Raw genomic sequence first — 21,253 nt, 5'->3', positions numbered from 1 at the left:
GTGGTGGGTTGATAGTGAAACTATTTCTTATAGACCGTGGTAAAGGTATTACTGACCGAGACACCGTTGTTGCCAGTGGCCGTGACAGTGATCATAAAGGTCTTGCCATTCAACGCGTTTTTCTCGCTATTCGTATCCATAGCCGAGATCAGCGAAGTCTGGCTTAGTGACTTGCAGGAGGTCGCCCCACCAAACACGCAGTAGGGAACCGCCGAGTCAGCACCATTCGGCAGCGATGGGCTACCCCCTGGGAAGGCAAAGGTGATCTGCACATTCTGGATACCAGCACCATTGCTTGTCCCCACACCCTTGTCATACGCCTTAAACGTCCAGGGCATCTTGGTCAGATCGGTGAAGGTTGAGCTAAACACATCTGGCTCGATCACCAGCTGGTTCGCATTCGGCGTCGCGGTGGGTGTTCCATAGTTTTCAGTGCCAGAGCCAGTACGGAAGCTATCGCGGATCAGCAGGTAGTAGCTGCTCGTCACATTCACCGAGTTATCGAACGATGGCGACAGCGGGAAGAACATCCTATGCACCTTGGTGACAGAAACATACACGTAGCAGGGCACGGTGCTCTTGGAGGGGTCTTCGCAGAGCGCGCCCCCATCATCGGTTGGGTTACCATTGACATTATTGTCGGCCAGCGAGAGCACCTTGATGTAGCCCGTCTTACCGGTCGAATCGATCACGCCCGATTCCTGCTTGATATCATCCTTGCCGTTGCTGTTGAGATCGAGCAGATTGCTAATACCATTGCCGCCGGTATCGCCAGACTCATAGCGCACACGCGACTGAATGGTTACATAGTCAAGCTCGCGCCCGCCGCCTGTCCTACTTTTGAGCTTGTTGCTACCATACATCGCACCCTCTTGAGCGGCGCTGGTCAGGCCCTGTTTGGTAAAGAACAGGAAGCCCAAATCAATGGCGGCAGCCAGAAGGAAGAAGATAAGGGTTGCCGCGAGAGCGAACTCGACCATCGCCTGCGCCTGGGATTTTGAAAACTGTCGCATAGCGAACCTCACTAGCTGCACGCGGTTAGATTAGGAGAATAGTAGTTCTTGGGATTTTCACCCAACACCTCGACGGTGCGGCGGGTGGCGATCACCACCTTGTACGCACCCTTGTTGCCTATCGGCACCATCTGCCAGAGCGGCGTCAGCGGACGGATGGTGTAGGTCAGTTTGACTTGGATCGGCTCGCCTGGTGCCCGTATGCTGGTGGGGTAGCTGATCTCGATGTTGTTTGGGCTACCGATATCGGCAAAAAGTGGCCCGGTCTGCACCACTTTATTCACAATGCTGCTGACGCAGACATCGGTCATATCGGGGGTTTTGCCCACACCCACTCGGGTGGTCATAGGCGGCAGCATGGTCGCCTCCTCTGCGGCAGATCGCGCGGCCATATAGACCGTGGCATAGCCATACACATACCAGCCGAAATCGATGATCCCCATGATCACCACCAACATAAGTGGTAAGAGCAAGGCCATCTCGACAATCGACTGGCCTTTGTGTGTGTGATGCCGCATAACGACATTCCTCCCCGAAGTTCGAACGTTCTGTTTCAAATTATAGAAGACCATGTACTGGGGCTAAATAGTCCGATAGTCCTGAAGGGTCAAAAAGGTGTTTTTGGCGCAACACTGCGGCCAAACGCATCGTCAAAAATTGCGCCGACCGAGCGAAAAACAGCAGCTCTATAAAGAAGATACCCTTGACAAGCGTGGGGGAGGCAGCTATAGTGGGCGCATTCGTGCGACTATTCGGGAGGGCCAACAACCCTCCCTTTTCGCACCATGGAGAAGTATCACGCACTGGGAAGCGAGTTCTACGATTCACCGATAGGCATGCCGCCGACCCAGCGCGCCCGCCGCATAGATGGTGCGGCCCTATTCCCTGCGGGCAGGGAAATATGACCGCACCTCGTAGAGACATAGCGGCGTGGCCCGTTCTGTGGGCCGCGCCAGATCCGACGAACAGCATGAAAGCTTGCGTATGGCCAATAAACTAGTGATTGTCGAGTCGCCCGCCAAGGCCAAGACCATTCAGAAATACCTGGGGCGCGGGTTCCGGGTTGAGGCGTCGATGGGCCACGTGCGCGACCTGCCCAAGAGCGGCCTGGGTGTCGATGTCGACAGCGGCTTCACCCCCAGCTACGAGATCGCCAAGGGCAAGGAGAAAGTCGTCTCGACCCTGAAGAAGTCCATTCGCGAGGCCGAGGCGGTCTACCTGGCCACCGACCCCGACCGCGAGGGCGAGGCGATCGCGTGGCACATCCTGCAGGCGGCTAGCCCGCCACGCGGCAAGCCGGTGTACCGCGTGGTGTTCAACGAGATCACGCGCAACGCCGTGCAGCAGGCCATCGCCACCCCACGCCAGATCGACAACAACCTGGTGGATGCCCAGCAGGCCCGCCGCGTGCTCGACCGCCTGGTGGGCTACAAGATCTCGCCGCTGCTGTGGGAGAAGGTGAAGCGTGGCATCTCGGCGGGGCGCGTGCAGTCGGTGGCGGTGCGCCTGGTGGTCGAGCGCGAGCGCGAGATCACCGCGTTTGTGCCCCAGGAGTACTGGACGATCGAGGCCGACCTGCGCCGCCACGTGTTCGCCAGCGAGAAGGAGGGCGCGATCTTCCGCGCTACCCTGATCGAGCGGCAGGGCAAGAAGCTGGATAAGTTCGCCATCGGCAACAAGGCTGCCGCCAAGACGATCGTCGACGACCTGAACGGGGCCAGCTATGTGGTGCAGAAGGTGGTGCGCAAGGACAAGAAACGCACCCCCGCGCCGCCCTTCACCACATCCACACTACAGCAGGAGGCCGGGCGCAAGCTGGGCTTCACCGCCAAGCGCACCATGATCGTGGCCCAGCAGCTCTACGAGGGCGTCGACATCGGCGGCGACGAGGGCGTGGTGGGCCTGATCACCTATATGCGTACCGACAGCTTCAACGTGGCCAGAGAGGCCCAAGATGAGGCCCGCGTGGTGATCGAGCAGCGCTTTGGGCAGGACTACCTGCCCGAGAAGCCGCCGTTCTACAAGACCAAGGCCAAGGGCGCGCAGGAGGCCCACGAGGCCATCCGCCCCACCTCCAGCAGGCGGCTGCCCGAGCAGCTGCGCAGCGTGCTGACCAGCGAGCAGATGCGGCTGTACGACCTGATCTGGAAGCGCTTTATCGCCAGCCAGATGGCGGCAGCCGTGTTCGACAGCACCACGGTGGACATCGCCGCCCGCAAGGAGGCAGGCGAGGGTGCCGCGCCGTACGTGTTCCGCGCCAACGGTTCGGTGCTGCGCTTCCCCGGCTTCCTGGCGGTCTACAACGTGACCCTAGACGAGGGCGAGGAGGATGAGGACGCCGAGAAGCGCCTGCCGCCGCTGGCCGAGCGCGACCCGCTTGACCTGCAGAAGCTGCTGCCCATCCAGCATTTCACCGAGCCAGCGCCGCGCTACACCGAGGCCAGCCTGGTGAAAGAGCTAGAGCGCCTGGGTATTGGCCGCCCTTCCACCTATGCGCCAACGCTGGCAACGATCGTCGATCGCGAGTATGTCGAGATCAAGGAGAAGAAGCTCATCCCAACGACGCTGGGCGGCGTGGTGACCGATCTGCTGGTGCAGCACTTCGCCAACATCGTCGACTACAGCTTCACATCCGAGATGGAGCAGCAGCTCGACGACATCGCCGACGGCGAGAAGCGCTGGGTACCGGTGATGCGCGATTTTTACGTGCCGTTCGAGCAGACGCTGCAGACCGCGCGATCTGAGATGCGCAATATCAAGCGCGAGGAGGTGCTGAGCGGGATCGTCTGCCCGAAGTGCCACGAGGGCATCCTGGCGGTGAAATTTGGCAAGAACGGCGAGTTCTTGGCCTGCAACCGCTACCCCGAATGCGACTTCACCAGCGACTTCGAGCGCAACGCCGACGGCCAGATCCAGCTCAAGGCGGCCAGCTCGCCCGAGATGAGCGATGTGATGTGCAACCTGTGCGGCAAGCCGATGGTGCTGAAGAAGAGCCGGTTTGGCCCCTTCTACGGCTGCAGTGGCTACCCCGAGTGCGCCAACACGCGCCGGATCGGCAAGGATGGCAAGCCGGTGCCGCTGCCCGAGCCGACCGGCGTGGCCTGCCCCAAGTGCACCGAGGGCGAGCTGATGCGGCGGCGCGGCAAGTTTGGCCGCCCGTTCTACGGCTGCAACCGCTACCCGAAGTGCGACTACATCACCAATGATCTAGCCGAGGTGGCGAACTATCGCCCCGATGCGGAGCCAGCCGAGGCCAAGGCCGCACCAGCGCGTGCCACCACGCCCGCTAAAGCCAAGGCCGCACCATCCAAGGCCAAAGCAGCACCGGCCAAGGCCACTGCGGCCAAGAAGCCTGCCGCCAAGGCCACTGCGGCCAAAAAGCCCGCCGCGACGACCAAAAAGCCTGCCGCCAAGCCAGCCGAGGCCGAGAAACCAGTGCGCACGCGCAAGGCCAGCTAGAACCGCAGATCTTCAGATCGAGAGCGAGAGCGGCAGCGCCTACGCTGCCGCTCTTTTCTTTTGCCCCATGACCGTTTTCACACAGTATTTTGTTAGGCAAAATAATTGACTAGAGCGGCTGAAACCGCTTCTGCGCTACCCTTGTCGCCCAGCTATTCTTCTGTCATAATGGCTATGGAGGCTCCACCCCACCACGCCTCCTCCCCGCTACTCGTATCTTCGTAGGAGCACACACCTGTGATGGATCAGCTTCCCGAGTGGCTGCGACAACGCCCAACCATCATCGCCAGCATCGTGCTAGTTCTGGCCGCGCTCGGCGCGCTGCTGCTGCTTGGGCAGCGCTCGTCGGGCGCAACGTTTAGCGCTGGTGAGGCCGTGAGCCTTCCCACCAGCGAGCTAGAGGGCAGCCAGGACGAGGAGGAGGAGCCAACCGCCACCCTCGCCCCCGAGATCGTCGTATCGATCAGCGGCGAGGTGATGGACCCCGACGCATACCAGCTGCCCGCCAACGCGCGGGTAAAAGACCTGGTGATGGCCGCCGGTGGGCTGAGCGAGCAGGCCGACGCAGCCCAGATCAACCTGGCCCAGCGGCTGAGCGATGAGCAGCATGTGCACATTCCCAAGCTCGGCAGCGCCCCTCCCGCCACCAGCGCGGCAGGCGAGGGCGGCAAGCTCAACATCAATATCGCCAGCGCCGCCCAGCTGGAAGACCTGCCAGGGATCGGCGAGGTGATGGCTGGCAACATTATCGACTACCGCACTGCGCATGGCGCGTTTCAAAAGATAGAAGATCTGCAACATGTCAATGGACTAGGGAAAAACGTGTATGATAAGATAGCACCGCTGATAACTATTGGCCCATAAGAAGGCCAATAGATGATATGAGCGCTGCCCTATCATCACCATAGAAGCGCCTAGGCGCTAGATAGCAACACACGTATGCGAAGAACCAAGATTGTTGCGACTATCGGCCCATCAAGCAGCACCCCCGCAACCATCGAGCAGCTGATCGAGGCCGGGGTGGATGTGGTGCGACTCAACTTCTCGCACGGCTCGCACGAGACCCACGCCGAGTGGATCCGGCTGCTGCGCGAGGCGGCCAAGCGCGCCGATAAGCCGCTGGCCATCCTGCAGGATCTGCAGGGCCCCAAGATCCGCACTGGCCCCCTGGTCAACCACAAGCCGGTCATCCTCATTCCCGGCAACACCTTTGTCATCACCACCGTGCCGGTAGACGGCACATCCGAGCGTGTCAGCACCACCTACCAGGCCCTGCCCCATGATGTGAAGCCAAATGACCGTGTACTACTCTCGGATGGGCTGATCGAGCTGCGCGTGCTGCACTCGGATGAGGTGGAGGTGGCCACCGAGGTCATCTTCGGCGGCGAGCTGCGCGAGCACCAGGGCATCAACCTGCCCGGCGTGAACATCAGCGCCCCCGCCCTGACCGAGAAAGACCTGGAGGATCTGGCCTTCGGCCTTGAGCACGGCGTCGATTATGTCGCGCTGTCGTTTGTACGGAGGGCCAGGGATGTGATCCAGACCAAGGAGCGCATGGCCGCACTTGGCTACAATGTGCCGCTGGTCTCGAAGATCGAGAAGCCCGAGGCGCTGGATGATCTGGCCGCCATCCTCGATGCCTCGGATGCGATCATGGTGGCGCGCGGCGACCTAGGCGTGGAGATCCCCACCGAGCAGGTGCCGCTGGTGCAGAAGCACCTGATCGAGGCCGCCAACGCTGTGGGCAAACCAGTGATCATCGCCACCCAGATGCTCGACTCGATGATCCGCAACCCGCGCCCTACCCGCGCCGAGACCAGCGACGTGGCCAACGCGATCATCGACGGCACCGACGCGGTGATGCTGAGCGGCGAGACGGCCAACGGCAGCTTCCCGCTGGAGTCCGTGCGGATGATGGCCAGGATTGCCGATGTGACCGAGAGCGGCGAGCGGCGCGGCGACATCCTGCCGGTGCACATCGATGCGCGCAAGACCTCGTTCATCGAGCCGCGGCGCGATATCGCCGACGCGATCAGCGCGGCCTCGGTGGCGATCATCCACACGCTGAAGATCAAGGCGATCGTCGCCTTCACGATGAGCGGCAACACCGCGCGGGCCGTGGCCCAGCTGCGCCCCGAGGTGCCGATCTTCGCCTTCACGCCCAACGAGAAGGTCTACCACCAGCTCAATCTGGTGTGGGGCATCGAGCCGATCCTCTGCGAGTTCACCTCGCGGCTGGATGACCTGCAGGCCATGCTCGAACGAATCGTGGTGAGCCGGGGGATGGCCAAGGTGGGTGACCGCCTGGTGATGACCGGCGGGCACCCGATCGCCAGCCGTGGCGCGACCAATTTCCTCAAGGTGTTTGATATTCGCCCCCAGGACTAGCCTAGGAAGGAGGACGCTGCGGGTCGGCAACAGCCCGCAGCAATAGGCGGGCGGAATCGTAGCCCCAGCTCTAACTATGAATATGGTACTACTACCAGACTGGGCCATCGGCCTGCTACAACTACCCCTAGCGCAGGCGAACGAGGAAAAGGGCCTCGCCGGGCCGATCCTGCTGCTGCTCGGCGTGGTGCTGATCAACGTGGTGATGATCGCCCTGGCCATCCGGCTGCGGCGACGGCTGCGCGCGATCGAGGATCAGAAACCGAAGGAGTAGGCAAAAGGATACGGCAGGTAACGTTTAGGTTGGCAGATACCTACTCATACAGCGACGGCACAGGGGCAGCGCGACGCTTGCCGACCTGGCCACTGGAAAGCCAACCCGTATGCGTCGTCTCACCTTCGGCCTTGTCCTGCTCCTCATGCTGGCCAGCACCTTGGCGGGCGCAGATACCCCCGCCGCCGCCCGAGGCGGAATGCCCCAGCAGATCTCCCGCGCCAGCTTCGTTGGGATGGTGGTGCGCGACCCCTTCTACGAGTTCGGATCCGATCCCGCCAACCCCGCCGCTACCAACGCCGCCTTTCAGGATGAGATGGGGCGCATGCTCGCAATGGCGGGGGTACAGTGGGTGCGCCTAGAGATCCATCTGGGCGACGACGTGCAGGGCGACCTCGCCAAGCACGACTACTTCATCAACACCGTCGCGCCGCGCCATGGCTTCAAGGTGCTGGCGCTGCTGGCCTTCGATGTGGTGCGTGACCGCAACCTGTGGGATCTCAACTGCCTACAGGCCGAATGCATGGTGGGCGGCTCGAAATATGGCGGCGGCGTGAACAGCTTCATGCAGCAGTGGCTCGACCGCTCGCTGATGGTGGCCGACCGCTACGGCAGCCGCATAGCTGCCTACGAGGTGCTGAACGAGCAGAACCGCCTGCCGCCCAGCGGCCTGGGCATCGAGCCGACGATCACCGGGCGGCTGATGACCAAATTCTACCGCTTCTGCCACGGCATCGGCACACCTGCGGGCGAGTCCCACGGCTGCGGCCAGTCGCAGATCGTGCTGGGCGGGCTACACCCGCGCGGCACTGGTGACCCCACCAAGCCATCCACCATCAAGCTGACTGATGCCCAGTATCTCGCCGCGATCTATAGCGACCCCAGCTCGTTCGCCAGCTTCTACAAGAGCTATGGCTACTACCCGCTGGATGGTGTGGGCTACCACCCCTACCCCGAGGAGGTGCGGCTCTCGCTGCCCAGGCAGGTGTATGTGGACACCGGCATCCAGCGCATGCTGAAAGTGCTGGATGCCTACGACCCCAGCAAGCCGCTGTGGATCACCGAGATCGGGTATAACCTAGCGTTTGCGGGGAACGACCCCAGCCAGCTGGGCGCGTTCGTGCGCGACATCTACACCACGCTGGCGCAGCAGCCGCGTATCGCAAACGTGTTCTGGTTTAAATATGAGGATTTTGCGCCTGCCGAGGGCAGCAACGCGCAGAAGTGGGGCATGGTGCGCATCCCTTTCACCGCCGACGCCTCGCGGCCCGACGGGGTGCGCTACCAGGCCCAGGGCCAGCCAGCCGAGGTGCGCACCACCTTCAGCGTGCTGCGCGAGCTGACAGGAACGCCGCTCTTCCCGGCGCGAGCCTACCTGCCCATGGTGGCGCGCTAGGCCCAGGGCAGCAAAAAGCCAGCCCAAGGTGCAAAAGAGATGTGCGCCCTGGGCTGGCTGTTATGTACTTACCGACTCGGCTTACCAGCGCGAGTTGCTGGTGGTGCGGCGCTGTGCCTGGAAGCAGTCCGAGCAGAGCACCGGCTTGTCCCCACGGGGGACAAAGGGCACCGTAGCGGGGCCGCCGCACGAGGCGCAGACCGTGGTGTGCATCTCGCGAGGAGCGCTGTTGTAGCTGTCACGACCGCCGCCGTAGCTGTCACGACCGCCGCCGTAGCTGTCACGACCGCCGCCGTAGCTGTCGCGGCTGCGACCGGCACCACCACCAGAGGAAGCCTTGCGCGCCTGGCGGCATGCCGGGCACCGGGTCGGCTCGTTGGTGAAGCCCTTCTGTGCGTAGAACTCCTGCTCACCCGCCGTAAACACAAACTCGTTCCCACAATCTCGACATGCGAGGGTTTTGTCCGCGTAGCTCATCGCTACTCACTCCTTAATGGGTATAGGTCCGGAAAACGCTGTCCATAGGCTTGGGAACGATGAGCAGGAGAACCATCGTCCTGTAGGGGCAGGCGGGGGTCTTAAAGCATATCGTGGCTGGCCAAACCTTGAACATGGCAGAGAGCATACCATAGTTTATTTTGAGATTCAAGAGGCAATTTTGATAATATCAGCCAAAAGGCTGTTGATTCTCAAGAAATAGCAACTACAGAATCTTATGAGCGTCCATTTTGACGCCTTTTTGTTGCTTAAGATCGGTTGGTTTGTTGCTCTTTCAGCGCTTTCTTACACAATCCACTGCTTTTTTCATACTGGTCGTTAGGGGGCTATTTATTTTTTCACACGAAATGTACTGATTACCGAGTATTCGCGCTAAATCAAGCACATTCGTCTTGTTTCTCCACAGAATCACTCTAGAGACGTATCTACGACAGCAGAAGCATGGTAGAGCGAGCAAACGCCGCTCTGCGATAAAACGGGGAGGGGCGCTGCGCCATGGCCGCACCCTCCCCACAGCCGCCCGTAGGCATTAGCTAGGCTTTACCGCTGCGGCGAGGCCGCCCCCACACGGCCCCACCCCTCCCATCGGCATGAAGGCGCGGGTACTTCAAGGCACCGCAAGCTAGCCAAACAGCGCATCCACCGCAGCGGTGAGCTGGCGCAGGTTGCCCACCTCATGTACCGCGTCGCACAGCGGCGCGTACTTGGGCATGTCGCTGTCGCCGGTGCCCCACGAGCGCGGCGGCTCGGGGGTGAACCACAGCACGCGGCGGGCGCGGCGCTTGATCTCGGCGAAGTCGCGCAGGTTGGGGTCAAAGTAGTTGTTGCGGCCATCACCAAGGATGATCACGGTGGTGCGGCTATCCACCGCGCCCATGTGGTCGCGGCTGAAGGTGCGCAGGCTGTTGCCCAGATCGGTGTTGTAGTGGCCGGGGCGGATGCGCTCGAGCACGCTCTGGATGGCCTGCTCGGGCCGCGAGTCCTGGAAGTCGGGCGAGATGTCGTGCAGATCGGCCACGAAGGCGTAGGAGCGGGTGCGGCTGATCTGATCTTGCAGGCCGTAGACCAGCAGCAGCATGAACGACACGACCGGGCGCATGGATGTGGAGAGGTCGCACAGCACCGTGACCTTGGGCTTGAGGTGCCTGCGGCGGTGGTGGATGGCCAGCGGCACCCCGCCGTAGCGCATGCTGGCGCGGATGGTGGCCTTGGCATCTAGGCTGCCGCGGCTGCCGCGGCGCTGGCGCAGCGCCGCCCGCGTGCGGATCTGCGAGGCCAGCCGCGAGAGGCTGCGGCGCAGCATGTCGGCATCCTCGTGGCCCAGGTACTCGAAGGGCCGGTCCATCAGGTCTTCGGGCGAGCTGCGCGGCGGCGGGTTCTCGCGCTCGTGCTCGGCGATGCCCTGGCCCACCTCCTGCGCCAGCTGCTGGGCCAGGGCCTGCTGGTTCTCGCGGGCCTGCTCGGTCAGCTCGCGCAGGGCCTCGTCGCTCACCCCAGCCTCGCGCATCTTCTGGATCAGCTCCTCCAGCAGCTGGTCGAGCCGGTCGAACTCAAGATCGCGCATGGCCCGCTGGGCAAGGCGCTGCTGCTGGAAGCGGCTGAGGTAGGGGGCGCGGTCGAGCGTGCCCTGCACCATGGCCCGCAGCGCCTCGCGGTCCATCTCCACCCCGCGCACCATGGCCTCGAACAGCTGGCGCAGCTGCTCGGGCGACATCTGCTGGAGCATCTGCTCAAGCATCTCCTCCAGCTTCTGGCGGTCGTCGGGCGACATGCCCTGGCCCGGCTGGTTGGGCATGGGCGGCGCGCCTGGCCCAAAGTAGCTGGGGAACAGCTCGTCGAACGAGTCGCGGTCCTTCGCATCCTTCACCAGGGTGGCCCGCAGCGCCAGCCGGAACAGCTCGCGGTCGGCGATACCAGCCGCCGCGATCGCCCGCAGCGCATCGGCGCTCTCGGCCACCGAGATGCGCACACCTGCGGCCCGCAGCGCCGCAATGAAATCGATCAGACGGTCATCCATAGGGGGCCTGCCTTCTTGGGTACTGAGCTACTGTATGACGCCGCCGTTGTCCAACATCGGGCAAGCAAGCCAGCTGGGTTGACCCAGGGGCCAATGGCAGCCAGGGCATGCTCGCCGCTACCGAAAGCTCTAGCGATCTGGGGCCAGGGTTGATACGGGTGGTACCTGGGATTATCCGCTGTTTTGGGCGCGAGGGCAAGGGGTGTGGGGAAGAGGTGGGCGGGGGCCAGGGGCAGGCTACAGCGTGACGCTGTAGCCTGCGGGGCGTACGTGCGAGCGCGAAGGCTAGACCTTCTTCACGGCGTGGCCGCCGAAGCCCTTGCGCATGGCCGCCAGCACCTTGGCCGCGAACGAGTCATCCTGGCGCGAGTGGAAGCGCTCGAACAGCGCCAGCGTGATCACCGGCGCGGGCACGTCCAGATCGATCGCCGACTGGATGGTCCAGCGGCCCTCGCCGTTGTCCTCCACATAGCCCTTGATCGCATCCAGCTTCGGATCCTCGGCGAAGGCGTCCTCGGTCAGCTCCAGCAGCCACGAGCGCACCACCGAGCCGTGGTTCCACACCGAGGCGATCTTGTGCAGGTCGAGGTTGAACTCCTTCTTGGCCTGCATGATCTCGAAGCCCTCGGCGTAGGCCTGCATCATGCCGTACTCGACGCCGTTGTGCACCATCTTCACAAAGTGGCCGGAGCCAGCCGGGCCGCAGTGGATGTAGCCATCCTCGGGGGCCAGGTCGATGAAGGCCTGCTCCAGCGGCTTCACCGCCTCGGGTTCGCCGCCCACCATCAGGCAGAAACCCTTCTCCAGGCCCCAGATGCCGCCCGAGGTGCCCTGGTCGATATAGTGGATGCCCTTGGCCTTCAGCGCCTCGGCGCGGCGCACGTCGTCGTTAAAGTTGGTGTTGCCGCTGTCGATGATGGTGTCGCCCGGCTCCAGCAGGGTGGCCAGGTGGTTGATCGCGTCGTCGGTCACCTTGCCCGAGGGCAGCATCACCCACACCGCGCGCGGGGCCTGAAGCTTGGAGACCAGCTCCTCCAGGCTGTAGGCAACCTCCATCCCCTCCGACGCGATCTCCTCGGCGACCGAGGCCGTGCGGTTGTGGCCAACCACGCGGTGCCCATTGCGAAGCCAACGGCGGGCCATGCCCGCGCCCATCCGGCCAAGGCCAGTAATACCCAGGTCCATGAAAACTCCTTCGGCAGGTGCGACCCTGCCGTTCACCTCATAGCGTTCCAAACGTCTTGTCTATGCTGGACTGCTACGTTGCAGGACTCCACGGTGAACCAAGCGCAGCCGGGGCCAGCGGTGCCGCAGCGGCCATGCCTACGGAAGCGGTTCGATTTCATCCCCGTATAGCCCAAGTATACCAAGCGTGCGGGATAGGTGTCAAAAAGAAAGCGCCTGCTTTCATAAGACTTTTCCGTCACAGTGGTGCAGTTTTCCGCCCTGCTGCCACGCCATATCGCCGCACCCTCCTCTACGCGCGGCGGGTCGCATGAGATCTGGCCATTTTTCGCACATGTGGAAGGAAAAAGAAGATCGCCTCGTGGGGATAGGCGTTCCCGCTTCGGTGCGGATCATGGCCAGCTGGCGGGCGCGGCACCTTCGCCGCATGGGCCAGGTAGGTGAGGGTTGCGCCCCGATATGTTCCTCCCTTCGTGCCTTCGCGTCTTCATGGTGAAACGGCTCTTTTGTCTCTTGGTGTCTCGGTGCCTCAGTGGTAAAAATTCTGTGATTCGCCGGGTCGCCACACGCGGGGCGGGCGGTGAGCCGTGCTATACTACGGCCACCAGAGCAGGGACACATGGAGAGCATAACGTGACAACATACGCACAATCGGGCGTAGACATCGCCGCCGGCGCGCAGGCGACCAAGCTGATGGCCGCCGCCGTCAAATCCACCCACGGCCCCGCCGTGCTGGCTGGGATGGGCTCGTTCGGCGGCTGCTTCGACCTGGGCGCGGCGGGCGCGGGCAGCGTGCTGGTGGCATCCACCGACGGCGTGGGCACCAAGACGGTGATCGCCGGGCAGCTGGGCCGCTACGACACCGTGGGGCAGGATCTGGTCAACCACTGCGTCAACGACATCCTGGTGCAGGGCGCGCGGCCCCTGTTCTTCATGGACTATATCGCGGTGGCCAAGCTCGACCCGGCCCAGGTGGCCGCGCTAGTGGGCGGGGCCGCCGAGGCATGCCGCGCGCTGGGCGTGGCGCTGCTGGGCGGCGAGACCGCCGAGATGCCCGATGTCTACCACGAGGGCGCGTTCGATCTGGCGGGCACGATCGTGGGCCAGGTCGAGCGGCAGAACATCCTGCCGCGCGACGTGGCGGCTGGCGACGCCGTGCTGGCGCTGCCCTCCACCGGCCTGCACACCAACGGCTACTCGCTGGCGCGGCGCGTGCTCGGCCCGCTGGGCTACGACACCCGCCCCGCCGAGCTGGGCGGCCAGAGCATCGGCGAGGCGCTGCTGGCGGTGCACCGGCCCTACCTGCGCGAGATCGAGGCGCTGTGGCTGGCGGGGGTCGAGATCCACGCGCTGGCCCACATCACCGGCGGCGGCGTGTACGACAACCTGCCCCGCGTGCTGCCCGAGGGCCTGGGCGCGCACATCCAGCGCGGCAGCTGGGCCATCCCGCCGATCTTCGAGCTGCTGGTGCGCCAGGGTGGCCTGGCCGAGCGCGAGGCCTACCACGCGCTAAACATGGGCCTGGGCATGCTGATCGTGCTGCCCGCCGAGGCCGCCCAAGCCGCCCTGGCCACCCTGCCCGAGGCCCGCCACGTCGGAACCATCGTTGCCGAGCCAGGCGTCACCCTTCTCTAGCACTACCGCGCGGCCACCGCGCTATGGAGCGTTCTATGCAGCTTGGAGAAAAACTTGCCGAGGGCAAGACCAAAATCGTGTACGCCCACCCGACGGATCAAGAGCTGGCGATCATGGTGCATAAGGACGGGATCACCGCTGGCGACGGCGCGCGGCGCAACGTCATCCCCGGCAAGGGCGCGCTCAGCGGGCGCACCGCCGCCAACGTGTTCAGCCTGCTGAACCGGTCGGGCATCGCCACCCACTTCATCGAGGCCCCCGAGCCGACAGTGATGGTGGTGAAGCGCTGCGCCATGATCCCGGTGGAGGTGGTGATGCGCCGCATGGCCACCGGCTCGTACCTCAAGCGCAACCCCGAGGTGGCCGAGGGCACCCGCTTCAGCCCGCCGCTGGTCGAGTTCTTCCTGAAAGACGACGTGAACCACGACCCCCAGATCACCGCTGAGAATATGGTGTTCCTGGGCGTGGCCAGCGCCGAGGAGGTCGGGCAGATCACCGCCGAGGGCATCCGGGTGTTCGAGGCGCTGGAGCAGGCCTGGGCCGAGCAGGATGTGACTCTGGTGGACATGAAGATCGAGTTTGGCCGCGACAGCGCGGGCCGCCTGATCGTGGCCGATATGGTCGACAACGACTCGTGGCGGATCTGGCCGGGCGGCGAGAAGGCCAAGATGCTCGACAAGCAGGTCTACCGCAACATGGCCGAGGTCACCGAGCAGGGTCTGGAGGAGATCCGCCAGCGCTACGAGACGGTGGCCAGCCTGACCGATGTGTGGCGGGGGTAGCGCGGTGACAGCACCAGAATCACCCGCGCCGCTGGTCGGCATCATCATGGGCTCCACATCCGACTGGGAGACCATGCAGCACGCCGCGCAGACCCTGGCCAGCCTGGGTGTGCCCCACGAGGTGCGCGTGGTCTCGGCCCACCGCACCCCCGACCTGATGTTCAGCTACGCGGGCGAGGCCGAGGCGCGCGGGCTGCACGCGATCATCGCCGGGGCGGGCGGGGCGGCCCACCTGCCCGGCATGGTGGCAGCCAAGACCACTGTGCCCGTGCTGGGCGTGCCGGTGCAGTCCAAGGCCCTGAACGGCATGGACTCGCTGCTCTCGATCGTGCAGATGCCCGCAGGCATCCCGGTGGGCACCCTGGCGATCGGTCGGGCGGGCGCGGTCAACGCCGCGCTGCTGGCCGCCAGCATCGTGGCTAACAGCCAGCCCGCCGTGCGCGAGGCCCTGCGCCGCTACCGCGCGGCCCAGACCGAGAGCGTGCTGGCCAACCCCGACCCCTCGGCGGCTGGCGGGGGCGCGAGCCATGGATGAGATGACGGTCGCTATCCTGGGGGCGGGCCAGCTTGGCCGCATGCTGGCGCTGGCGGGCTACCCGCTGGGCCTGCGCTTCCGCCTGCTCGACCCCGCGCCCGCATCGCCCGCCGCAGCGCTGGCCGAGCAGCTGGTCGGCCCCTTCGACCAACCCGAGGCCCTGGCCCAGCTGGCCGAGGGCGCGGCCTGCATCACCTACGAGTTCGAGAACGTGCCCGTGGAGGCCGCGCGCCTGCTGGATCGCCACGCCCCCGTGCTGCCGCCGCCCGCCGCGCTGGAGGCCTCGCAGGATCGGCTGGTCGAGAAGCGCTTCTTCCAGGGGCTGGGGGTGGCCACACCGCCCTTCGCCAGCGTGGAGAGCTACGCCGAGCTAGAGGCCGCGCTGGCCGACCTGGGCGCGCCCGCCGTGCTGAAGACCCGCCGCATGGGCTACGATGGCAAGGGCCAGCAGGTCATCCGCAGCGCGGGCGAGGCCCAAGCCGCCTGGGGTGCGCTGGGCGGCCAGCCGCTGATCCTTGAGGGCTTCGTGCGCTTCCGCCGCGAGCTGTCCATCCTGGCGGCGCGCGGGCGCGGCGGCGAGCTGGCCTTCTACCCGCTGGTCGAGAACCACCACCGCGAGGGAATCCTGCGGCGCTCGAACGCGCCAGCGCCGGGGGTGTCGCCCGCGCTTCAGCAGCAGGCCGAGCAGATCGCGCAGGCCGCGCTGGCCGCGCTGGGCTACGTGGGCGTGCTGGCCATCGAGCTGTTCGAGACCGAGGCGGGCCTGCTGGTGAACGAGATGGCCCCGCGCGTGCACAACTCGGGCCACTGGAGCATCGAGGGCGCGGAGACCAGCCAGTTCGAGAACCACCTGCGGGCGATCTGCGGCATGCCGCTGGGGTCGGCGGCGGCGCGCGGCCACAGCGTGATGCTCAACATCATCGGCACGCTGCCCGACACCGAGGCGCTGCTGCGCATCCCAGGGGCGCACCTGCACCTCTACGGCAAGCAGCCGCGCCCAGGCCGCAAGCTGGGCCACCTGACGGTGTGCGCCGACACCGAGGCCGAACTGGCCAAGCGCGTGGCCCTGGCCGAGCCGCTGATCGCGCCCTAAAAAGACATACCACGAAGTCTCGAAGGCGCGAAGAGGCCGATTTACCACCAAGCCACAAAGGCTCTAAGGGCGCGAAAAACGACGGCGGGGCGGGCGTGATGCCTGCCTCGCCGTTTTTTAGCACATGGGTGTACCTCAGACCCGCCTCTACGACGATGATTGCAGGGTAGTCACAGCTGTAGGGGCGGATTTTATGTCCGCCCGCGCCGCGTGCATCGCACCCATCGCAAGGGCGTTCGATGGTACCCGATGAACACGGCGTGGATCGCATCGCCATGCGCCGCCCGCATCGGCTGCACCCGACGCTATACGGACGATGCGCACATAGTGGGCGGGCACCAGACCCGCCCCTACATCATGGGCGATCATTGGGCCGATGGCGATGATTGTAATGCGCAATCATTGGCAGCCAAACCCATATCAAATTGGGTCTTCGCGCCTTCACAGCATTCGTCTTCTTTATCTCCCTGGTGTCTCGGTAGGAGAAAAACCAGCCCGAGCGCCTTCTGTTTCCCCAGCTACAACCTTTTTCCCTAGCGCGGCGTCTCTGTTCATGGTACATTTTTTGAACACAATCCTTCGAGCGTCGAAACACTACCTCGCAGCCTCCCCTCGCCACACCCTCATGGTGGCAGCCGAGGCTCTACCATAGGGTGAGCATATGATCATTGACCAATTCCACGGCGAAGCGGCTCGCAAGAAGCTGGCGCTGGTGCTGGGCGGCGGCGGCGGCAAGGGCGGGGCGCACCTGGGCGTGCTGGGCCAGCTTGAGCTGCTGGGGCTGCCGATCGATATGTTTATCGGCACCTCCATCGGCGGGGTGGTGGCCGCGCTGTACGCGGCGGGCTACTCGATCGGCGAGATCGCCAATAACTTCACATCCACCTCGCTCTGGCGGCTGATGGACCCCGACCCGCTAGGGCTGGGGCTGCTGGGCATGAGCCACTTCCGCAGCTCGGTGGAGGATATGCTGGGCGAGCTGACCTTCGAGGAGCTGAAGTACCCCTGCGCGGTGGTGGCGGGCGACCTAGTGACTGGGCAGGAGGTGGTGATCGACAGCGGGCCGATCGTGGATGCCCTGATGGCCTCGGTGGCGCTGCCCGGCATCTTCCCGCCGGTGCGGCGCGGCGACATGCTGCTGGCCGACGGCGGGGTGGTGAATAACGTGCCGGTGGACGTGGCCTACGCACGCGGGGCCGACAAGGTGATCGCGGTGGACCTGGGCGGGATGCAGGGTGGGTTCCAGCTGCCGCCCACCACGGTGAGCCTGCTGCCCAATGTGCCGCTGACGATCGCCAACCGCGGCCTGGGCGTGCTGATCGCCCAGCTGACCCGCTGCCGCCTGGAGCAGCACCCGCCAGACGTGCTGATCTGCCCGCAGGTGGATCATATCGGCATGCTGGATTTTGTGCGGGTGAATGAGGGCCAGGCCGCTGGCGAGGCCGCGACCCAGGCCGTGGCCGACCAGCTACTGGAGATCTACGCGTGGCGCACCGATGGGGCGCCGCTACCACAGCTCGCGCTGCCCAGCTTTTCCGAGGCGGTCTAGCGCCGCGCGCTGCTCTCCCTTACGATCAGGGCTGATCGCGGGAGAGCGCACCCCTGGCCTTCGGTCGTTTCCCCCTGACCTTCGGCCATTTCCCTCTGACCTTCGGCCATTTCCCCCTGGCCTTCGGCCATTTCCCCCTGACCTTCGGCCATTTCCCTCTGACCTTCGGCCATTTCCCCCTGGCCTTCGGTCGTTTCCCCCTGACCTTCGGCCATTTCCCCCTGGCCTTCGGTCGTTTCCCCCTGACCTTCGGCCATTTCCCCCTGACCTTGGGTGTATCTACGTGCGGTTCTATGTTTCTACGTGCGGTTCTATATATCTACAACAGGAATCCTATCGATAGCGACGATGAACACTGCATTTTGCAAAAAGACCATTCTACACAAGTTGATGACTGCAATCTGTAATCATCGACTCCAGCTACCCACCTGGCCCATGCGGCGAAGGTGCCGCTGATGTTTTGATAGCCATATGCATAAACATCAGCCGCCAGCATTCGGCATGGGAATGCTTCAAATTGGGGGTTCGAAGGGGGCGACGCCCCCTCGTGGGGTTCCGAAGGGCTAAGCCCCTCGGCGCCGCCCGCGCAGGGCATCCACCCACCGAACATGTACCACCGCTATCGCTGATGGGAAACACCTCAAAAAAAGTGACACCATGTGAGGGCATCGCCCCCTTGGAACCCCCAATGTGAGGCGTTCCAATGCTGTCTTCATGGCGGCTCATGTTCGTACATATGGCTAGTTTGCCGTCGCAGCACCTTCGCCGCATGGGCCGGGTGGATGTGGGCGGCGTACCTCTTCCCCCAAACCGTTGCGTGGGTCGTGGTGGTAACGGTCGAAGCATAGCAGGGCGCGGCGCTAGGCTATGCTACAATGCGCGGCATGAACACCGAGACATCTATTCGCGTCGCCATGCTCGCACGTGTGGTCTTCCCGCTGCACGGGTTCGGCGGCATCGAGCGGCACGTCTTTCACCTTGTTACCCACCTGCGCCGGATCGACGTGGATGTGACGCTCTACGCGCAGCCGCCCAGCAGCGCCAGCGAGGAATCGCACCGCGAGGCCAGCCAGCGGCTGGGCCAGATCGCCATGGAGCAGGTGCGCTACGACTACACCAGCCCGTGGCTGCGGCCCAACTCCATCATTGGGCGGCAGATCAACTACCCCTGGTACTCGTGGCAGATCGGGCGGCACGCGGCGGCGGCGGCGCGGCAGGGCCGCTACGACGTGGTGCACGCGCAGGGGCTGTGCGCCCTGGGCTACGGCTGGATCCGGCAGCGCGACCCGCTGCTGCGGCAGGTGCCCTTCATCGCCAACCCGCACGGGCTGGAGGAGTACCGCACGCAGGACTGGCGCAAGTACCTGGCCTACGCCCCGTTCCGCGCGCTCTACACCTACGGCAACCAGTGCGCCGACCGCGTGATCGCCACCGACGAGTGCACCAAGGACGACGTGCCGCACTACCTGCACGTCGACCCGGCCAAGGTGGTGGTCATCCCCAGCGCGATCGATGTGGAGGAGTGCCTGGGCTATGTGAGCAGCGCTGCCCGCGCCGAGCTGCGCCAGCGGCTGGGGCTGGATGCGCACGACCTGACGCTGCTGAGCGTGGGGCGGCTGGAGCGCAACAAGGGCTTCCACGTGATGATCGAGGCGCTGGCCCAGCTGCGCGCCGAGCTGCCGCCGCGCTGGCTGTGGCTGGTGGTGGGGCAGGGCAAAGAGCGGCAGGCCCTAGAGGCGCAGGCCCAGCAGCAGGGCCTGGCCGAGCACGTGCGCTTCGTGGGGCGGCTGGATGACACCGAGCTGCACAGCCTCTATGAGGAGATCGACCTGATCGTGCACCCCACACTCTACGAAGGCTCGTCGCTGGTGACGCTGGAGGGCATGATCCACCGCAAGCCGGTGGTGGCCTCCGCCGCAGGCGGCATCCCCGACAAGGTGTTCAGCGGCAAAAACGGCTACCTAGTGCAGCCAGGCGACGCGGCAGATCTGGCCGAGAAGCTGCGGCTGACGCTGGCGCAGCGGGCCGACTGGCCCGCCTGGGGCGAGGAGAGCGTGCGGATCGTGCGCAGCACCTTCGACTGGCCGGTGGTGGCGCGGCGCACCAAGGCGGCCTACCAGCAAATGCTGGGGCGGGCCTAGCGCCCAGCCAGCTCAACACGATGTGGGCTACATCCCTACAGATGCAGGCGCTCTCTTGGGGCTGTTTCTGCGTCGGGCCGACCGTAGGCAATGCTTGCAGCGTTGCCCGGTCGGCCCGACCGGCTGCGGCTTCGATACAGATGGTTCCTCTTTTATGATTGGTGTGTGCCCTGCGCGGGCGGCGGCTCGGGGCCTGCCCCTCGCAACCCCGCGAGGGGGCAATGCCCCCTTCGAACCCCCAATGTTGGGCGTTCCCGTTCCCTTCCCTGGCCGCTATCATTCGTGCATATGGCCATACACGAGTAGCACCTTCGCCGCATGGGCCAGGCAGGTAGGGCTGGGCGGTGCTTATTTTCAGCCTGGTTTGCAGACAATAATACGCGGCGCATGGTCTGGCACGCGGGTTTCTACGATTTACCACCACCGCTGATGCCACACACCATCGGCCCGACCGAGCAGCGCTGCAAGCACTGCCAGACCGGGCCGATGCGGGAACACCCAAAGGGAACGCCTGCAGAGGCTACATGCCCACCGGGCAGATCTTCTCGGGGTTGTCGCGGCCCACGTGGCTGGCGAAGAAGCTGCGCAGCGCCGACTCGTCGTAGCTATCGAGCTTGAGCATATAGGTCCACGAGGTGGCGGCGATCGGCACATCCAGGTTATCCACCGGGCGCGGCTCGGTGATGATGCAGGGGTTCTGCTGCTGCAGGCTGAGAGTCAGATCCTGGAGCTTCTGCACCGTGGCGCTATCCAGATCGGAGCGGTAGTGAAAGATCACAAAGCCGTGCTCAAGGTTGTGCACGGTGATCGTGTCGGATATCGGCGTGGTCTTCACGCCGGGGTCGGCCACGCCGCCGCCCCAGTGCCAGCCCGAGGTAGGCGGGTTGGAGTTGTAGGGGGTGGGCAACGGGTCGGTGGGGCTGCTCAGGTGGTTGGTCTCGCCCTGGGTGACATCGGCGAAGTGCAGGGCCGAGGGGCGGGTGAGCGACCAGGCGTACATGCCTGCGGCCAGCACCACCACCACGCCCAAGATGATACCAACGACCACCATGGTCGAGCGATCGTTTTGCTTCTGGCGCAGCTGGCGTCCGCTGACGCTGGGGCGACCTTTTGGTTGCGGCATAGTTATGCTCCGTTGTGAAATGGCAACAATCATCACCCTTGTATTATAGGGCAGGTATATTCTCTTAACAGTAGCTTCTTCTTTAAAAGTTGATGATAGCGCGATCTGCCGCATGGCGGCGCCCGCCACATGCCCCAATAAAACTTGACGCCCCTAGTATGAACC

18 protein-coding genes are annotated in these 21,253 nt (G+C 64.4%); 11 read left to right on the top strand and 7 right to left on the bottom strand.

What is annotated here, in order from left to right; all coding sequences use genetic code 11:
- Positions 1-20: 20 nt before the first annotated feature.
- Together F8S13_23825 and F8S13_23820 are read right to left on the bottom strand one after the other, a co-directional pair.
- Positions 21-1,013, bottom strand: a complete 993-nt coding sequence (locus tag F8S13_23825) for a pilus assembly protein (protein KAB8140505.1) — start codon at positions 1,011-1,013, stop codon at positions 21-23.
- Between the two features lie 11 nt (positions 1,014-1,024).
- Positions 1,025-1,585, bottom strand: a complete 561-nt coding sequence (locus F8S13_23820) for a pilus assembly protein (GenBank protein ID KAB8140504.1) — start codon at positions 1,583-1,585, stop codon at positions 1,025-1,027.
- A gap of 412 nt (positions 1,586-1,997) precedes the next feature.
- On the opposite strand from F8S13_23820, the gene topA reads away from it, so the two are divergent.
- The 5 genes from topA (at position 1,998) to F8S13_23795 (ending at position 8,530) form a co-directional block, all read left to right on the top strand.
- Positions 1,998-4,472, top strand: coding sequence for a type I DNA topoisomerase (topA, locus tag F8S13_23815; GenBank protein ID KAB8140503.1), 2,475 nt, complete (start codon positions 1,998-2,000; stop codon positions 4,470-4,472).
- Between the two features lie 240 nt (positions 4,473-4,712).
- A complete protein-coding gene (locus F8S13_23810; protein ID KAB8140502.1) occupies positions 4,713-5,336 on the top strand; it encodes a ComEA family DNA-binding protein in 624 nt (207 codons plus the stop codon).
- A gap of 75 nt (positions 5,337-5,411) precedes the next feature.
- A complete protein-coding gene (gene pyk, locus F8S13_23805; GenBank protein ID KAB8140501.1) occupies positions 5,412-6,860 on the top strand; it encodes a pyruvate kinase in 1,449 nt (482 codons plus the stop codon).
- An 82-nt stretch (positions 6,861-6,942) separates the two neighbouring features.
- Positions 6,943-7,134: a hypothetical protein gene (locus F8S13_23800; GenBank protein ID KAB8140500.1), complete on the top strand. Its 192-nt coding sequence runs from the start codon at positions 6,943-6,945 to the stop codon at positions 7,132-7,134.
- A gap of 109 nt (positions 7,135-7,243) precedes the next feature.
- On the top strand, positions 7,244-8,530 hold the full coding sequence (locus tag F8S13_23795) for a hypothetical protein (protein KAB8140499.1): 1,287 nt from the start codon (positions 7,244-7,246) through the stop codon (positions 8,528-8,530).
- Between the two features lie 81 nt (positions 8,531-8,611).
- Here the strand turns inward: F8S13_23795 and F8S13_23790 are convergent, their stop codons facing one another.
- The 3 genes from F8S13_23790 to gnd form a co-directional block, all read right to left on the bottom strand.
- The gene (locus F8S13_23790; GenBank protein KAB8140498.1) at positions 8,612-9,007 is read right to left on the bottom strand and encodes a hypothetical protein; all 396 of its coding nucleotides are present in this window, start codon (positions 9,005-9,007) and stop codon (positions 8,612-8,614) included.
- 643 nt (positions 9,008-9,650) lie between these two features.
- On the bottom strand, positions 9,651-11,045 hold the full coding sequence (locus F8S13_23785) for a VWA domain-containing protein (protein ID KAB8140497.1): 1,395 nt from the start codon (positions 11,043-11,045) through the stop codon (positions 9,651-9,653).
- Between the two features lie 285 nt (positions 11,046-11,330).
- Entirely contained in the window at positions 11,331-12,230 is a 900-nt protein-coding gene (gene gnd / locus F8S13_23780; GenBank protein ID KAB8140496.1) for a decarboxylating 6-phosphogluconate dehydrogenase, read from the bottom strand.
- A gap of 633 nt (positions 12,231-12,863) precedes the next feature.
- On the opposite strand from gnd, the gene F8S13_23775 reads away from it, so the two are divergent.
- The 5 genes from F8S13_23775 to F8S13_23755 all read left to right on the top strand — a co-directional run bounded on the left by F8S13_23775 (position 12,864) and on the right by F8S13_23755 (position 17,824).
- Entirely contained in the window at positions 12,864-13,865 is a 1,002-nt protein-coding gene (locus F8S13_23775) for a phosphoribosylformylglycinamidine cyclo-ligase (GenBank protein KAB8140495.1), read from the top strand.
- Positions 13,866-13,900: 35 nt separating this feature from the next.
- Positions 13,901-14,647 carry a phosphoribosylaminoimidazolesuccinocarboxamide synthase gene (locus F8S13_23770; GenBank protein KAB8140494.1) on the top strand — a complete coding sequence of 249 codons (747 nt, stop codon included), beginning with the start codon at positions 13,901-13,903 and terminating at the stop codon, positions 14,645-14,647.
- Positions 14,631-15,182 carry a 5-(carboxyamino)imidazole ribonucleotide mutase gene (purE, locus tag F8S13_23765; protein ID KAB8140493.1) on the top strand — a complete coding sequence of 184 codons (552 nt, stop codon included), beginning with the start codon at positions 14,631-14,633 and terminating at the stop codon, positions 15,180-15,182. Before F8S13_23770 ends, purE begins: the two co-directional genes overlap by 17 nt.
- A 1-nt stretch (position 15,183) precedes the next feature.
- Positions 15,184-16,275 (top strand): 5-(carboxyamino)imidazole ribonucleotide synthase, encoded by a 1,092-nt coding sequence (locus F8S13_23760; GenBank protein ID KAB8140529.1) that lies wholly within the window; start codon positions 15,184-15,186, stop codon positions 16,273-16,275.
- A 661-nt stretch (positions 16,276-16,936) separates the two neighbouring features.
- Complete coding sequence (locus F8S13_23755; protein KAB8140492.1) at positions 16,937-17,824, top strand: patatin; 888 nt, start codon at positions 16,937-16,939, stop codon at positions 17,822-17,824.
- Here the strand turns inward: F8S13_23755 and F8S13_23750 are convergent.
- Complete coding sequence (locus tag F8S13_23750) at positions 17,821-18,081, bottom strand: hypothetical protein (protein ID KAB8140491.1); 261 nt, start codon at positions 18,079-18,081, stop codon at positions 17,821-17,823. The two genes, F8S13_23755 and F8S13_23750, sit on opposite strands and share 4 nt — an antisense overlap.
- Before the next feature lie 618 nt (positions 18,082-18,699).
- On the opposite strand from F8S13_23750, the gene F8S13_23745 reads away from it, so the two are divergent.
- On the top strand, positions 18,700-19,965 hold the full coding sequence (locus tag F8S13_23745) for a glycosyltransferase family 4 protein (protein KAB8140490.1): 1,266 nt from the start codon (positions 18,700-18,702) through the stop codon (positions 19,963-19,965).
- 520 nt (positions 19,966-20,485) lie between these two features.
- Here F8S13_23745 and F8S13_23740 read toward each other — a convergent pair.
- Positions 20,486-21,202, bottom strand: coding sequence for a DUF3105 domain-containing protein (locus F8S13_23740; protein ID KAB8140489.1), 717 nt, complete (start codon positions 21,200-21,202; stop codon positions 20,486-20,488).
- Positions 21,203-21,253 lie beyond the last annotated feature (51 nt).

Source organism: Chloroflexia bacterium SDU3-3 (assembly GCA_009268125.1).
GTDB lineage: Bacteria > Chloroflexota > Chloroflexia > Chloroflexales > Roseiflexaceae > SDU3-3.
This window is presented reverse-complemented; position numbering and strand designations above follow the sequence as displayed.

Excerpts from the sequence above, each read along its gene's own strand:
- F8S13_23790 (KAB8140498.1), bottom strand. The coding sequence starts at position 9,007 with ATGAGCTACGCGGACAAAACCCTCGCATGTCGAGATTGTGGGAACGAG.
- F8S13_23795 (KAB8140499.1), top strand. The coding sequence starts at position 7,244 with ATGCGTCGTCTCACCTTCGGCCTTGTCCTGCTCCTCATGCTGGCCAGC.
- F8S13_23750 (KAB8140491.1), bottom strand. The coding sequence starts at position 18,081 with ATGGCCGAAGGTCAGGGGGAAACGACCGAAGGCCAGGGGGAAATGGCC.
- F8S13_23820 (KAB8140504.1), bottom strand. The coding sequence starts at position 1,585 with ATGGTCTTCTATAATTTGAAACAGAACGTTCGAACTTCGGGGAGGAAT.
- F8S13_23760 (KAB8140529.1), top strand. The coding sequence starts at position 15,184 with ATGACGGTCGCTATCCTGGGGGCGGGCCAGCTTGGCCGCATGCTGGCG.
- gnd (KAB8140496.1), bottom strand. The coding sequence starts at position 12,230 with ATGGACCTGGGTATTACTGGCCTTGGCCGGATGGGCGCGGGCATGGCC.
- F8S13_23800 (KAB8140500.1), top strand. The coding sequence starts at position 6,943 with ATGGTACTACTACCAGACTGGGCCATCGGCCTGCTACAACTACCCCTA.
- pyk (KAB8140501.1), top strand. The coding sequence starts at position 5,412 with ATGCGAAGAACCAAGATTGTTGCGACTATCGGCCCATCAAGCAGCACC.
- F8S13_23740 (KAB8140489.1), bottom strand. The coding sequence starts at position 21,202 with ATGCGGCAGATCGCGCTATCATCAACTTTTAAAGAAGAAGCTACTGTT.
- purE (KAB8140493.1), top strand. The coding sequence starts at position 14,631 with ATGTGTGGCGGGGGTAGCGCGGTGACAGCACCAGAATCACCCGCGCCG.
- topA (KAB8140503.1), top strand. The coding sequence starts at position 1,998 with ATGGCCAATAAACTAGTGATTGTCGAGTCGCCCGCCAAGGCCAAGACC.
- F8S13_23825 (KAB8140505.1), bottom strand. The coding sequence starts at position 1,013 with ATGCGACAGTTTTCAAAATCCCAGGCGCAGGCGATGGTCGAGTTCGCT.
- F8S13_23755 (KAB8140492.1), top strand. The coding sequence starts at position 16,937 with ATGATCATTGACCAATTCCACGGCGAAGCGGCTCGCAAGAAGCTGGCG.
- F8S13_23785 (KAB8140497.1), bottom strand. The coding sequence starts at position 11,045 with ATGGATGACCGTCTGATCGATTTCATTGCGGCGCTGCGGGCCGCAGGT.
- F8S13_23770 (KAB8140494.1), top strand. The coding sequence starts at position 13,901 with ATGCAGCTTGGAGAAAAACTTGCCGAGGGCAAGACCAAAATCGTGTAC.
- F8S13_23810 (KAB8140502.1), top strand. The coding sequence starts at position 4,713 with ATGGATCAGCTTCCCGAGTGGCTGCGACAACGCCCAACCATCATCGCC.
- F8S13_23745 (KAB8140490.1), top strand. The coding sequence starts at position 18,700 with ATGCGCGGCATGAACACCGAGACATCTATTCGCGTCGCCATGCTCGCA.